This is a genomic window from Bacteroides caecigallinarum (genome assembly GCF_021531075.1).
Taxonomy (GTDB): Bacteria; Bacteroidota; Bacteroidia; order Bacteroidales; family Bacteroidaceae; genus Phocaeicola; species Phocaeicola caecigallinarum_B.
Map to the genome: position 1 here is coordinate 79397 of NZ_JADYTJ010000001.1, position 15641 is coordinate 95037.

Here is a 15641-nt window from a genome sequence, read left to right on the forward strand (position 1 = left end):
TTTTTTCTTCTTTTAAATCATACATTTTTTTATATACCTTTTCAGGGCAGGTCTTCTGACTGATCTTTCCACGGAACACCTTCCCGCCATAGGCAGTGGTTGGAGCAATCCTGTCCCGTTTCATCAAGAATCACAGCAGCGGGTACTGTTACCGATTTTCACGGTATTCCCTTTTGAGACTGATGTCACTCTGAAAAAGTATTGCAAAGCTATAAACAAATTTCTGAAATAAAAAATATCAATTTGTTTGGATTTTACAAAAATGGAAATTTTGAAATTGTTAAAACGGTCTATAGGTACTTGTAGACTGTATTTTTGGAAAACTGTATTTGATGAATTTTAAAAACATATTAGATTTTTGGTAACTTTTGACTCGTTTTTTGTTGTGTAAAAATTATCGTCCCATAGATTTTGATATTACAGCGGGACGATAAATATTTATATTATACTATTCATTAACCTGTTTCAACCCCATTTTTAAGGCTTTTTCCATCATGTATTCAAAGGCAGCATCATGTTCGTTTGGTATTACACCATCCAAAATGGCATCTTTGATATAACTTTTCAAGTCGCCTATTTCGCGGCATGGCTGCAAGTTGAAAACTCTCATAATCTCTGCTCCGTCCACCGGTGGCTGGAAGTTACGTATTCTGTCCTTTTCTTCCAGGTCTTTCAACTTTTGTCTCACAAGCTTGAAGTTATCGAGGAAACGTTGTTTTCTGGCTTCGTTTTTCGATGTTATGTCAGCTTCGCACAGACACATCAGGTCGTCAATGTCGTTGCCGGCTTCGAAAAGTAGTCGTCTTACTGCAGAGTCGGTCACCTCTTCGTCGGCTATTACAATAGGACGCATGTGCAGACTTACCATTTTCTGGACATATTTCATCTTTTCGTTCATAGGCAGTTTCATTTTTCTGAAGATATCCGGTATCATCTTCTCGCCTATATAGTTGTGGTTGTGGAATGTCCATCCCGCTTTCTGTTCCCATCTCTTGGTTTTTGGCTTGCCTATGTCATGAAGTAGTGCAGACCATCTGAGCCAAAGATTATCTGTAGCTTTCGATATGTTGTCCAGTACTTCAAGTGTGTGATAGAAATTATCCTTATGGGCCCTTCCGTTTCTTGTCTCTACGCCTTGCAGAGCACATAGTTCAGGGAATATAAGTTCCAGTAATCCGCATCTGTCAAGATCCACGAAACCTTTCGATGGTATAGGCGACATGATGATTTTATTCAGTTCGTCGGCTATGCGTTCCTTTGATATAATCTTTATTCTTTCTTTGTTTCTTTCCAGTGCTTCGAACGTTTCGTCCTCAATGTAGAAGTTTAGTTGTGTGGCAAAACGGATGCATCTCATCATCCTCAGAGGGTCGTCGCTGAATGTTATGTCCGGATCAAGAGGAGTTCTTATTGTTCTGTCCTTAAGATCTTCCATACCGTCAAATGGGTCAACCAGTTCTCCGAAACGGTCTTTGTTCAGACAGACAGCCATTGCATTTATAGTGAAATCGCGTCTGTTTTGGTCGTCTTCCAGTGTTCCGTTTTCCACTATAGGTTTTCTGCTGTCATGGCTATATGATTCTTTTCTTGCACCCACAAATTCCACTTCGATGTCCTTGAATTTCACCTGTGCAGTTCCAAAATTCTTGAACACCGAGACATTAGCTCCTTTGCCTAATTTTCTACCTAGTGCCTGTGCTATTTCTATTCCGCTCCCCACCACTACAACATCTATATCTTTCGAGGGGCGTTTAAGGAATATGTCGCGTACATAGCCACCAACTACATAGCATTCCAATCCCAGTTCGTCGGCTGTTTCGGATATTATACTGAATATTTTATCGGAAAAATGTTCTTTTAATTCCATATATTGAAATCTGTTATTCAAGTTGCAAAGGTACAAAAATGTATTTGTTCTGCCAATATTGAACATAAAGTCGTCTTGCCTATATAAAAAGTTTGTTGTGTACTTTCAATATCTACAAATACAATTTATATATTTATATATATAATCTGTATTTATAAAAATATAGATTGAATTTATAAATAAACAATCTATAAATAGAGATTTTGTCCTGTTGATTAAGCATTAAAGTACCGATAAATGAAAAATGGTGTCAGAGCCATAGATTTGTGCTCTGACACCATTTGAAGATACTTAATTTGTATGTTCCCTTTTTCAATGAATGTATATTTTCATTGTTTTTCTTCTGTATTCTTTTCTTCATCACTCTTCTCGGAGGTATATTCTTTCGGTGACATTCCGAATATTTCTTTGAACGTACTCGAGAAATGTGATAAATTATTGAATCCTACAGTATAGGCAACTTCTGAAATGCTCAGTTTCTTTTCTTTCAGCAATTTTGCTGCCTGCTGCATTCTAATGTTTTTGATAAAGTCGCGTGTAGACAGATTGGTAAGTTCCTTGAGTTTCCTGTGAAGATGTACTCTGCTAAGTCCTACTTCATGGGCAAGCATTTCTACGTTCAGAGTAGGTTCGGACATATATTTATTTATGATATCCATAATTTTTTCCATTAGTGCTTCATCCGATGATTTTACACTCAACTCTTTTACTTTTTCTTTCTGCTCTTGTGCACCGCTATATTTATTTTTCAGCATTCGTCTGTTGTTAAGAAGATTTGATATGGTACTTCTTAAAACTTCAGTATTGAACGGTTTTATTATGTATGCATCGGCTCCATGTTCTATGCCCTCAACTTGCTCTTCGGCTTTTCCTTTTGCTGTAAGCAGTATAACCGGTAAATGGTTGGTATTTACATTTTGCTTTATTTTTTTGCATAATGTCAGTCCATCCATTTCGTCCATCATAACATCACTTATTACCAAATCTACATTATTTGTAAATATCATGTCGTATGCTTCCCTTCCGTTGCTGGCCAATACTATCTTATACTCGTCGGACAATTCTTCTTTTAGGAATTCCTGAATTTCCTTTTTATCGTCCACGATTAGAATTGTGAAGTTTGTTTTTGCCCTTTTCTTAGTGTTGGTTTGGGCTTCTTCATTTACATTTAGCGAAAACTTCTGTATTTCAATATCGTTGTTTACATAGCTTACGCTTTCGTCAATCTGTGAAAGATCAATATGGTCGCATCCTTTTGGAATCCTTACAGTAAATGTGGAACCTGGGCAATCTATATTATTTTCGGCAGATATTACTCCATAATGCATTTCTACTAAAGAACGTGTCAGATGTAGTCCTACTCCGGTTCCGCCTTGATTATGTATACCATTACCGCTTATTTGATAGAATCTTTCAAAGATATGTTCTTTCTGATTTTCGTCCAGACCTATACCACTGTCTGTAACCTTTATTTCTATATAGTTCTTAAGTGGTCCTTTTATAGTGTGGTCTTCTCCGTAGCGAAGTGAAATATGCACACTTCCATTGTCAGGAGTGTATTTGAAAGCATTCGACAAAAGGTTCATTAGCACTTTGTCGAAATTATTTATATCTATCCATCCCATCAGCATATCATTTTCATGTTCGAAACTGAAATTAATATTTTTCTGACGGGCTGTGTTCTCGAATGTCATCATCAGGTCGTTGATGAATCCTACAAGGTCTGTCTCTTTGAAATGCATCTGCATCTGTCCTTTTTCAATTTTTCTGATATCCATCAACTGATTGATAAGGCGGAGTATTCTCTTGGCATTTCTGTATATCATCATATATGTCTTCGACACTTCTTCATTTTTATTGTTGGCTATGAGTTTTTCCAGCGGATTGATGATAAGTGTCATAGGAGTGCGTATTTCATGCGATATATTTATGAAAAATTGCAGTTTTGCCTCGTTGATTTCTCTGGCATGTTTTATTTCCATAAAATCTTGCTTCCTTCTTATTTTAATGCGTATGTAGTTTATTGTCAACCATATAAGTATGACTACAGGTATTGAGAACAGCAGATATGCCCACCATGTTTGATACCAAGGGTATGAAATGTTTATATTGTACGTATATATGTCCGAGGCTATGTTCCTGTTTATGGCAAATACTTCAAGTTTGTAATTTCCGGATGGAAGATTGTTGAAGGTAATGTAGTTCTCGCCATATCTGGTTGATAGCCAGTCTTTTCCTAGTTTCTCTATTCTATATTTATATAGAATGTGTGAAGAGTTTCCGTAGTCCAAAGTGGTGAACAGAACTCTGAATGTGTTGTCTTTGTAGTTAAGACTGAATGTCTTTGCTTTTGTTACGTCCTCATCAATTATTTTTTTACCTCCTGAAAGTGAATTGGTGTTTATGCTTTTCCCGAAAATCTGGAACTCTGAAATTAGCAGTTTAGGCTTTGCTATAGAGTCAGTGATTTCTGATGGGAAGAAACAGGTAATTCCATTTGTTCCTCCGAAAAGTATTTCTCCGTTATTGGCTTTGTATACAGCTCCTCTGGTAAATTCATTACCTTGCAGTCCGTCTTCGTTATAATAGTTGGTGAATGTTTTATTCTTTTTGTTGAATTTACTTATTCCGTTGAATGTGCTTATCCATATGTTCCCGCTATTATCTTCGCATAATCCGCAGATAACTTCGTTAGACAAGCCATTGTCTATTCCGAATTTCTCGGACTGTTTGTTCTTCTTGTCGTATGAATACAGTCCTTCAGATGTTCCAATCCATATGGTACTATCATTATCCTCGGTTATGGAATAACACATTTTGTCTTTGGAAAAGATTTTGTTATTGACATTTGTAAAGTTGTTGGTTTGTGGATTAAAACAGCTTAAACCTTTAAAATGTCCTATCCATATGTAGCCCTCACTATCACAATACAATGTGTTAATCCAGTTATCTTCAAGCCAATCGCTTTTATTAATATCACTGTTGCTGTTATATGACGTAAGGTTGCCGCTATTCAGGTCGTAGACATACATACCAGTACCGTATGTACTGATATACAGTTTCTTATCGTGTCCTTCGGTTATACTGAAGACACTTTCATTCTCTAATCTATTTATGGGTTGGAAATTTCCTGTGTTTATATCAAATTTCCCAATTCCCTGGCTGTAGCTGCCAAGCCATATATCTTTGTTGGAATCTTCAAAAATACTTATTATTGTATTAGGTACACTGTTCTTATCACTGTTAGGTTTATAGTGTTTTTTCAGTGAATAGTTAGAGTTCAGTATGTATAATCCTTTACTGTCTACACCAATCAATATATTATTTTTTCTATCTTTAAGTATAGACATTACGCAACCGTCGTCTATAGGACTGTTGCTTATTTGCTTTTCTCCATAGAATCTGAAAGGATTTGTTTTCTTCGGTATAAGTACTACTCCCTTTTGGAATATACCGAACCATAAGTTATTTTCCTTATCAGATAGAATGCTATGTACTTTGGTGTCTCTAAGATCTATGGCCGAGTCTGCTATGTATAGTTCTTCTATGGAATAATTATTTTCATTGAAAATTTTCACTCCCTGACCGTCACTGCCTATATAGAGTTTCCCATCAATATACTCCATCGTTTTAATGGATAAGTTTTTGCAACTCTCTAATTTTTTTAGTGATTTATTTTGTTTGTTATAAAGAAACAGGCCATTTGTAAACGTCCCAAAGTACATATTTCCGTTATTGTTTGCAATAATAGATGTAACATCGCTTTGGGCAATTTCAGAGAACTCCAGTTCTTCTATGTTTTTGGTCTTTTGGTCATATATCAAAACCCCGTGTCCTTCTGTACCAATGTATATTTTACCATTATTTTCCTCTATAATGGTATTTATTTTTAATATTTTATTTTTATATGATTGTATAATATTATTCCCTATATTGTTTTGGGTATTAATCAGAAATAGACCTTGATTAGAGGTCGCTACCCAAATATCACCATTCTTGCATTCTATTATTTGTGAAATATGTGGGGTGGTAATTCTGTTGTTTATGTATAGTGGAATTTGGGTAAAGTTGTCTTCGTTACGATTGTATTTCATCATACCAGCTACTGTTCCAACCCAAATGTTGTTTTTACTGTCTTCGAATACCACTCTTGAGTAATTGTTGCATATGGAGGTGGAATCGTTCTCGTCGTGAGTGTACAGTACGAACCTATTACCGTCGAATTTGTTCAGACCATATTCTGTGGCAATCCATATAAAGCCGCTTTTGTCTTGATAAATTCTATTTATAAGACTGCTTGATATATGATCTCCTGTCGTATATATTACGCTGGTTTGTGACAGTAAGTTGGTGATTGATAATAATAAGGACAATAGCCCGATAAGTATATGTTTCATTGTATTGGTTTATATGTTAAACTGCAATACAAAGGTAATTAAAATATGATAATTACAAAAAAAAGAGTCTGCCTATTTTTTTATGAATAGGCAGACTCAAAATATGACTTATATACTTATCTATTATCTCATTTCAGTATATTTGATTTTGTCCATATCGTTGTAGTCAAGGTTCTCACCTGCCATACCCCAAATGAACATATAGTTGCTTGTACCTGCTGCTGCGTGGATTGACCATTCTGGAGAAACTATAGCCTGTTCGTTAGCCATCCATACAAGACGCTGTTCCTGTGGCTGACCCATCAGGTGGCAAATCATGTTACCTTCTGGTACATTGAAATAGAAATAAGCTTCCATACGGCGGCTGTGAGTGTGAGCTGGCATAGTGTTCCATACGCTACCCGGTTTCAATTCAGTAAGACCCATTTGTAACTGGCATGGTCCTTCTTCCAATACATTCTTAACGATAAGCTGGTTGATAACGCGGTCATTGCTTTCTTCCAACTTACCAGCCTTCATAGAGTTTGCTTTCAAAGAACCTTTACGTCCGTCGATAGTAACGAGCTGAGTCTTGTATTCCTTGTGTGCAGGAGATGAGTTGATATAGAATTTTGCTGGTTTTGAAGAATCCTTGCTCTTGAAAGTAACTTTTTCGTTACCGCGTCCTACGTACAAAGCTTCTCTGAATTTCAATTCATATTCTTTACCGTCAACAGTAACAATACCATCACCACCCACGTTGATAACACCAAGTTCGCGTGAGAATAGGAAATATGGAGCCTTCAGAGGGTCGATAGTTTCAAGAACTACTTCTTTGTTTACAGGCATAGCACCACCGAAGATGAAACGGTCGTACATTGCATATGTAAGGTTGATTTCGTCTGCAGAGAAAACCTTTTCCATAAGGAAGTTCTCGCGGATTCTCTGTGTGTCATAAGTCTTGAAATCCTGAGGATGACAAGCTGTTTTCATCTGGTAGTTTACCTGTGCGTTAGATGACAGAGCAGCTACACCCATCATCATTGCTAGTGCTAATTTTTTCATATTCTTATTGTTTTATTGAGTTTAGGTTTTCTTAAATTAATTATTGTTGTGAGCTTTTGCCTCTTTGATAATACGTGTTCTGTTGTATATAGCCATAATGAGTGCAACGGCTACCAATGCAACTGAACCTACATACTTGAAATTATATATCAAGTGGAATATACCCCATGAGAATATACTTGAAGCGAAGTCAAGTGCACCTCCCTGGAAACCTTCAGGTATTTTCACTGCTGCATCACCAGTCTTGATGAAAACATCATGGGCTGCTTGTGTGAAGAAAGGAGCCAAGTCTGTTACAAAATACAAACCAACAATGAGACCTACTAAACCTATAAGGAATGTTTTCAATACATTACCTTTTGTTATAGGAAGCACTGCTGGGAACAAGTAGAACATTCCGGCAAGTGATGCCAATGGAAGGAACTGGTTGCCAGGAAGTATTACTGAAAGGAATAATGCAACCGGTATAAGAAGAAGTGACACGACCAAAGTAGTTGGATGACCGATAACCAATGCTGGACTCATACCGATATTTAGGTTCGCGCTGTTCTTGAATTTACGTGCAATAAGTTCGCGAGTTGCGTCTGAAATAGGACGAAGACCTTCGATGAATAATGAAGTGATACGTGGGATAAGCTCCATTACGGCTCCCATTTTAATTCCCAATCCTAGGATAGCAGGGATATTGTCTACTATTTCCTGCCCATTTTTACAGGCAAGCATACCGATACCGCAACCAACTACGATACCAAGGAAAAGAGGTTCTCCCATGATACCGAATTTTCTTTTCATTCCTTCAGCATCAATGTAAAGTTTGTCAAATCCTGGTATTTTATCCAATGCTTTGTTGATAACAAGTGCAAAAGGAACAAAACCTTGACAGAATGGCTGTGGGATAGATATACCATCCATTTTGTCATAGTATCCCTGGAATTGTTTGCAGGTAAGGTCAGCCATTACCAATGTTATTATATAACAGATGATTGCAGCAAAGAATCCCCACCATATATTTTCTGTTGCAAAATATACTACGGCACCGATAAAAGCAAAATGCCAATAATTCCAGAGGTCAATGTTTACAGTCTTTGTTGTTTTTGTAAGAAGCATTACAATGTTTACAGCCAAACATACAGGAATGATAAATGCTCCAACAGAAGTGTTGTATGCCACTGAAGCTGCAGCAGGCCATCCCATATCGAATATACCGAGACTTAAACCATAAATTTCTGTTACTTTTTTCAGCGGATCACCAAGGCTGCTTGTCAGCAAAGCTGTTACTACAGACAAACCTACGAATCCGACTCCCACTAAAAGACCACTCTTAAGAGCTTTACCAAATTTAATACCGATACACAAGCCTAAGATTGTAAAAATGATAGGCATCATCACCGCTGCCCCTAGCCCGATGATGTAACTGAAAACTTGTTCCATGCTTTGTTTTTCTACAGTTTTTACTCTAATTAAGATTTAGTTGTTTATTTTATTTGCCAAAAATAATGTCTTTTATTGTAATATCCAATCTATTTTCGACTATTTTGGACTATTCACGTAATATATAACATATTTTTCGTTATCGCACACGGATGATGTATCTATTATGTGTAATAAATAAAAAAATATCGTTTGTATTGAAAACACTTTACAAACGATATTTCTGTTATCTGGACTTATTGTCTTTATATGTGTTAAAGCTTATAGTCCCATTGCTCCAAAGCAAACGACCAATGTTTTTCAACCAACTCTATTGTTTCAGGTTTATATTGGTATTTATTCTTTTTATATCCCTTTTTCTTGTTTACATAAGCTTCTATTGCATTTCTAGCTTCATCGAATCCTGGTAATGACAGTTTTTTGTAAATATCTTCTGTCATATCAAATGCATTCTGTTCATAATCTTCAAATTTCACTTCTACAAGATTACCTTCAGGAATGAATTTCTTGTCTTCTTCATACTTGTGGTATAGTTTTGAGTATACCTCCAATATGTTAGCCTGAAGTTCTTCGTTGCTGATATTTTGCAGCATAAGCGGCTGGATAGTATTTGTGAAGAAACTTCGCGTAGATTCGAACACTGTGTATGGATTACGCATCAGATATATGAATTTGGCATTAGGAAACATTTTTACCAGTTCCTTTACACGTCCTGTGTGAGGAGGATTCTTACTCAGAAATTGTGTTCCTTTTGTGTTCCACAATGAAATCTTGATGAGTTTAGTGAAAACTTCCTCAAATACTTTCAGCTCTTCATCTGTTATGTCATTAAAAAGAAGATATTTGTCGGCATATTCCATCATGTGTTTTGGCAAAAACCAAAAGTTATAATATGTATATGGCATCATATTTGCCAATGCAAATTCTTCTTCCTGAGGCAGATCAACGGCCAGCTCCATATTGTCTGTAGGACGTTTGTCCGGCATAATCCAACTCATATTCTTCTTGAAGAACGGCTGCCCCCACATCATCAGATGCGGGAACACTGTCTGATAAGTTGTATTATATCCAAAATGACTGTCGCATGAGAATACATTATGCATGAATGTGGTTCCACTGCGCCAGTGTCCCAATATGAATACAGGGTCATGCTCCATAGGCTTGTCGGCAAGCAATTTTTCATATCGCTTGTCTTGTAATGGTTTTAGAGAGGACAACAGACGGCATACAGATTTTGTTAGTCTGTATTTGTTTTTGTATTTGTCGTCTATGACTTTTCCTTCGGTTATTTGGTTGAAAGTTTTCCAGTCTGCTCCAACAAGAGGATTAACCGGCAACTTACTGAATTCTAGTAATCCCATTATTTGTCTTTATTAGTTATTTTCTTATTTCAATATCAATACCCTGACGTGACAATTCCTTGACAGCTTTTTCTATGGCCTCATAGTGTTCAGGAGTGATCCCCAGCTTAGGCAAATCCAGAACAGGCAATACCATCTGGTTGTGCATATCCTTGTCTGCTACCTGATTGATAATCATACCTACGGCACTTGTATTGTTTGTTATAGGGTCTATAAGAATGAATGCGCCGGTAGCTTTGTTGTCAGAATAAGAGTCAAAGAACAGTTCCTTTGATGATGTGAGAACAACTTTTGCTATTTGGTTCAATTGCATAGGAACATCTTCTTTGGTCAGTCGGCCATTTTCAACACTCAGGTGTTCCATTGTGTTGATATCAACCTTATATTCTATGCTGTCTATACGTGTTCGGCTTGTGTTTGTGGTATGTTTCAGGAAGAATGATTTTTCCATGTCCATCTTTTCTTCGTCCATCCATACCAGCATAGCCTCGAAATTACGTCCCACCATAGGTACATTGTCTGGATGCACAAGCATTTCACCTCTTGAAACGTCAATTTCGTCTTCAAGAGTTATGGTTACAGACATAGGTGGGAAAGCATAGTCTATTTCACCTTCATATGTAACGATACTCTTTACGTGAGATTTCTTTCCGGAAGGAAGAGCCATGACTTCATCACCTTTGCGTATGACACCTGAAGATACCTTACCACAGAATCCGCGGAAATCGAGGTTTGGACGTAGAACATACTGTACAGGATAACGGAAATCCTTCAGATTATGGTCATTGCCTATGTGTACTGTTTCAAGATATTCCAGCAATGATGTTCCTTCGTACCACGGAGTACGGTCTGACTTTTCCACCACATTGTCGCCTTCAAGGGCTGATAGAGGGATACACTGTATGTCCGGAATATTAAGAGGTGCGACAAATGATTTGTAGTCGTTTACAATCTTGTCGAACACTTCTTTAGAAAAATCAACCAGGTCCATCTTGTTTACAGCCAAAATTACGTGTTTGATTCCAAGCAGTGAAACCAGATATGAGTGGCGTTTGGTTTGGGTGATTACTCCTGTACGCGCATCTACAAGTATGATTGCAAGGTTAGCTGTAGAACCACCTGTAATCATGTTACGCGTATATTGTTCGTGTCCCGGAGTGTCGGCTATGATAAACTTGCGGTTGTTTGTAGAGAAATATCTGTATGCCACATCAATTGTGATACCCTGTTCGCGTTCAGCCTTAAGACCGTCAAGCAGAAGTGCATAGTCGATGTGCTCGCCTGCATTACCTACACGCTTACTGTCGCGTTCAAGTGCATCAAGTTGGTCCTCATACAGTTTTTTACTATCGAACAACAGACGTCCGATAAGAGTCGATTTACCGTCGTCCACAGAACCTGCAGTAAGGAAACGGAGCAAGTCCTTCTGTTCGTCTTTCTTTAGGAATTCTTCTATGGACATATTTCCGCGGGCTTCGCCTTCCATAGGATTTCCTGATTTGTTTTTATCTATAGTTTCCATTTTACTTAATTAATAATGAACAATTAATAATTATAAATGAGGTGTTTTTAATTATTAATTCTTTAATTTTTAATTATCTAAAAATACCCTTCACGTTTTTTCTGTTCCATGCTTGCTTCCTGGTCGAAGTCAATCACACGAGTAGTACGTTCGCTCTTGGTGGTAGTCATCATTTCTTCTACAATCTTTTCTATTGTATCAGCTTCGCTTTCTATCGCTCCTGTGAGCGGCCAGCAGCCAAGTGTACGGAAACGTATCTTTTTCATTTCTATCTTGTCCTTGTATTGTTCCGGCAAGCGGTCGTCGTCAGGCATAATAAGCTGTCCGTCAAGGTTAATGACCGGTCTTTCCTTTGCAAAGTAAAGAGGAACGATCGGGATATTTTCAAGACGTATATACTGCCATATATCAAGTTCAGTCCAGTTACTCAGAGGAAATACGCGGATACTTTCACCTTTTCTGATACGTGCATTGTAGATATCCCAAAGTTCAGGACGCTGATTCTTAGGATCCCACTGATGGAATTCGTTTCTGAAAGAGAATATACGTTCTTTTGCGCGTGATTTTTCCTCGTCGCGTCGCGCACCACCAAATGCAGCATCAAATTTATATTTGTCCAAAGCGTTAAGCAGAGCTTGTGTCTTCATCAAATCTGTATGAACTTTACTTCCGTGAGTAAAAGGACCTACACCTGCTTTGAAGGCTTCCATATTGCTTTCAACAATAAGATTCCAGCCATATTTCTTCGCATATTCATCGCGGAACTGTATCATTTCCTTGAATTTCCATTTTGAGTCTATATGCATAAGTGGAAATGGCACCTTTCCTGGGGCAAAAGCCTTTTCTGCCAGACGTACCATTACAGATGAATCCTTGCCTATACTATATAGCATGACTGGATTTTCGAATTCGGCAGCCACTTCGCGTATAATGTGGATAGACTCTGCTTCCAGTTCTTTCAAGTGGCTAAGTTTATATTCTTCGCTCATATATTTAGTTTTTAGTCTTTTTTGAATGATATTTTAGGTAGTATAAGTTCCAGAAGTTTATTTACAGATTCTTCTACGCTTAATTTGGATGTATCTATTGACAGAGCCGGGTTTGCTGGAGCTTCAAATGGAGCAGATATACCCGTAAAGTTCTTTATTTCTCCACGTCTGGCTTTGGCATAGAGACCTTTTACATCCCTTCTTTCACATTCTTCGATAGGAGTGCTTACAAATATTTCAAGGAAGTTTTCCTTACCTATGATGTTGGCAGCCATTTCGCGTATGTCATTGTTAGGACTTATAAATGCCGCAATGGTTATGATGCCGGTATCGACGAACAGCTTTCCTATTTCGGCTATACGGCGGATATTTTCCACTCTGTCTTCTTCTGAAAATCCTAAATTATTATTGATTCCGCTTCGGATATTGTCGCCGTCTAATATTCTGCACAATAAACCTCTTTTTTGCAATTCTCTTTCCAGTGCTATGGCAATTGTACTTTTGCCGGAACCGCTTAATCCGGTAAACCATATCATCACACTATGCTGCTTAAGCAACGCTTCTTTGTCTGCTCTGGTCAGCATTCTGTCGAATATAGGGTAGATGTTATTTTTATTTTCCATTTATATGTCTTATTTTATTTGTTTCTTAAAATGGCCATATCTGCGGTATCAGCAACACAGAAATAATGAATGTTATTATGTTCAGTGGTAAACCGATACGTACAAAGTCGGTAAATTTATAGTTTCCTATACCTTGAACTATCAGGTTTGTCTGATATCCTATAGGAGTGGAGAAACTGGCTGATGCTGCTACACATACTATAACAAAGAATGGCATCGGGCTTACTCCCAGTTGTTGCGAGAGTGACAGTGCAAGAGGGAAGGAGAGAGCTGCAGCAGCATTGTTTGTAATCAGTTCGGTAAAAACGTTTGTAATGATAAACATTGCAGCCAGAAGAACATATGGACCATAGCTGTGGCTGAGGCTTATTATTTGGCTGGCTATTAGGTCGGATACACCGGAATTTACCATAGCCTTACTTATACCAAATGCACACGCTATTGTTATAAGTACGTCCCATGATATATATTTAGTATACTTACGTGGAGGGAAAATCTTGGTCCATGCCATAATAACCGTAGTTATTGATACGAAGAAGAACATATCAAGCTTTATTCCTTCGGGCAATAACTTCTGTACAGCAGGAAGTTCGCCCACTGTAGCTCCAATAATCATTATAATTAGTAATGTAAGAGCCAGCCAACGTTTCTTTTTTCCTACCGGTTCAACATCCTTGCCATTTGCCAGCATGATGAAAACAGATGATTCACCCCATGTTTTTATGAAACTGTCATCGGCCATTATCACCAATGTGTCATTTTCGCGAAAGTGCATTTTCGACAGATTGGTATATGTATTACCGTTTCTTCTCAGTTCCTTAATTTCTGCACCATAGTGGCGCTTAAAGTCGAAATCAGAGATACGGCGGTTAATACCCGGAAAACGTGCTCCAATCACAGCTTCAATAGGATGTAATGATGAATCCTCCTCGCCTGATATCAGTTGATCCGGTCTTTGTGCCGGAAGGAGTTTTTTCGAGAAAACAAACAGATAGATAATACCTGCCAGTGCAATGAAAATACCTACCTTACCCAACTCGAACATGCTGAAACCTTTCATTCCTGCCTCCTGTATCATACTGTGTACCACTAGGTTTGTAGAAGTACCTATAAGTGTACACATACCTCCTAGAATTGTTACATACGAAAGAGGAATCAGAAAATATGTGGCTGGTAGTTTTACATAATTTGCCCATCTTTTTATTATAGGTGCAAAGATTACCACAACAGGTGTATTGTTAAGGAAGGCCGAAATGAAAGCGATGCTTGGTAACATCCTGAATTGTGCCTTGAAGACATTTATGTTCTCTACAGGAAGTAATCTTTTAATAAGTTTGGTCAGTGCACCACTTTGACGTACACCTTCGCTTACCAGAAACAGCATGGCTACTGTAATCATCCCTTTGTTGCTAAATCCTTCAAGCATCTCTTTCGGACTTAGTATTCCTGTACATAGGAAAACTACGAGGACTGAAAATAATATCATCCCCGGTCTCATTTTGTCTGCAATGAGTGCAGCCAGCATTCCGACAAGTGAGACAAGCACTATGATTATTTCGTGTGACATTTTTTTACTTAGATATGAACCAAGGATTCAGTAAATCTTCTTTGTTATACGTGAGCGGAGTCTTTTCGTCTGTGTGATAAACTTCTTTGCCGGCAGCACGTATTATAGCGTGTCCAGCCGCTGTATCCCATTCCATCGTAGGAGCGAAACGTGGATAAATGTCGGCTTTACCTTCGGCAATGAGACATAATTTTAGCGAACTACCCTTTGACACAGTTTCGATATTAGGATGTGATTCTTTTATTTTTTCAATAAAATCTTGTGTTTCGGGAGATAGATGCGAACGTGAAGCAACGACTACGAATTTCTCTCTGTTTTCTTTTATAGGAAGATGTATTGCTTTTGATGTAAGAGAGGGAAATGTGTCATCTTCGGATATAGAATTAATATTCTCAATTTTGAATGCCCCACATTCACAATCGCCCAAATACAATTCCTCCTTTACCGGAATATATATTACTCCGGCTTCAGGCTTACCGTTTTTTACATATGCGATGTTTACAGTGAACTCGCCATTCTTTTTTATGAATTCTTTTGTACCGTCCAGCGGGTCTACTATCCATAATTCATTCCATTCCTTTCTGCTCTCGAATGGAAGTTTCTTTCCTTCTTCGCTCAGAACAGGTATATTGGTTGATGACAGAATTTTACTGATAACCTCATGCGCTTTTCTGTCTGCTATTGTCAGAGGTGAGTTGTCTGCTTTCTTCTCTATTTCAAAATCCGCATTCGGGTCTGTGTAGACGCTCATTATTTTCGCACCTGCTTCTATCGCAGCACGGATTGCGACCATCAATATATTTTTATCCATAATCTATAAATCGCTGTAAAATAACTACT

Annotated in this window: 10 protein-coding genes and 1 riboswitch; all 10 genes read right to left on the reverse strand. The window is 37.8% G+C overall.

Translation table 11 applies throughout. From position 1 onward, the window contains the following. Positions 1–28: 28 nt before the first annotated feature. Positions 29–208: riboswitch (cobalamin riboswitch) on the reverse strand. Between the two features lie 240 nt (positions 209–448). Beyond that, positions 449–1867 carry a CCA tRNA nucleotidyltransferase gene (locus tag I6E11_RS00345; protein ID WP_235335874.1) on the reverse strand — a complete coding sequence of 473 codons (1419 nt, stop codon included), beginning with the start codon at positions 1865–1867 and terminating at the stop codon, positions 449–451. Between the two features lie 329 nt (positions 1868–2196). After that, positions 2197–6264: a hybrid sensor histidine kinase/response regulator transcription factor gene (locus tag I6E11_RS00350; protein WP_235335875.1), complete on the reverse strand. Its 4068-nt coding sequence runs from the start codon at positions 6262–6264 to the stop codon at positions 2197–2199. A 123-nt stretch (positions 6265–6387) separates the two neighbouring features. Beyond that, positions 6388–7308, reverse strand: a complete 921-nt coding sequence (kduI, locus tag I6E11_RS00355) for a 5-dehydro-4-deoxy-D-glucuronate isomerase (RefSeq protein WP_235335876.1) — start codon at positions 7306–7308, stop codon at positions 6388–6390. Positions 7309–7344: 36 nt separating this feature from the next. Further along, positions 7345–8739 (reverse strand): PTS galactitol transporter subunit IIC, encoded by a 1395-nt coding sequence (locus I6E11_RS00360; protein ID WP_235335877.1) that lies wholly within the window; start codon positions 8737–8739, stop codon positions 7345–7347. A gap of 254 nt (positions 8740–8993) precedes the next feature. After that, positions 8994–10100, reverse strand: a complete 1107-nt coding sequence (locus I6E11_RS00365; RefSeq protein ID WP_235335878.1) for a cholesterol-responsive sulfotransferase — start codon at positions 10098–10100, stop codon at positions 8994–8996. Between the two features lie 16 nt (positions 10101–10116). Next, positions 10117–11622 (reverse strand): sulfate adenylyltransferase subunit CysN, encoded by a 1506-nt coding sequence (cysN, locus tag I6E11_RS00370; RefSeq protein ID WP_394800080.1) that lies wholly within the window; start codon positions 11620–11622, stop codon positions 10117–10119. A gap of 77 nt (positions 11623–11699) precedes the next feature. Continuing rightward, positions 11700–12611, reverse strand: a complete 912-nt coding sequence (gene cysD / locus I6E11_RS00375) for a sulfate adenylyltransferase subunit CysD (protein WP_235335879.1) — start codon at positions 12609–12611, stop codon at positions 11700–11702. An 11-nt stretch (positions 12612–12622) separates the two neighbouring features. Then, positions 12623–13234, reverse strand: a complete 612-nt coding sequence (gene cysC / locus I6E11_RS00380; protein ID WP_235335880.1) for an adenylyl-sulfate kinase — start codon at positions 13232–13234, stop codon at positions 12623–12625. Between the two features lie 25 nt (positions 13235–13259). Next, positions 13260–14801: an SLC13 family permease gene (locus tag I6E11_RS00385; protein ID WP_235335881.1), complete on the reverse strand. Its 1542-nt coding sequence runs from the start codon at positions 14799–14801 to the stop codon at positions 13260–13262. A gap of 4 nt (positions 14802–14805) precedes the next feature. Beyond that, positions 14806–15612 (reverse strand): 3'(2'),5'-bisphosphate nucleotidase CysQ, encoded by an 807-nt coding sequence (cysQ, locus tag I6E11_RS00390; protein WP_235335882.1) that lies wholly within the window; start codon positions 15610–15612, stop codon positions 14806–14808. Positions 15613–15641 lie beyond the last annotated feature (29 nt).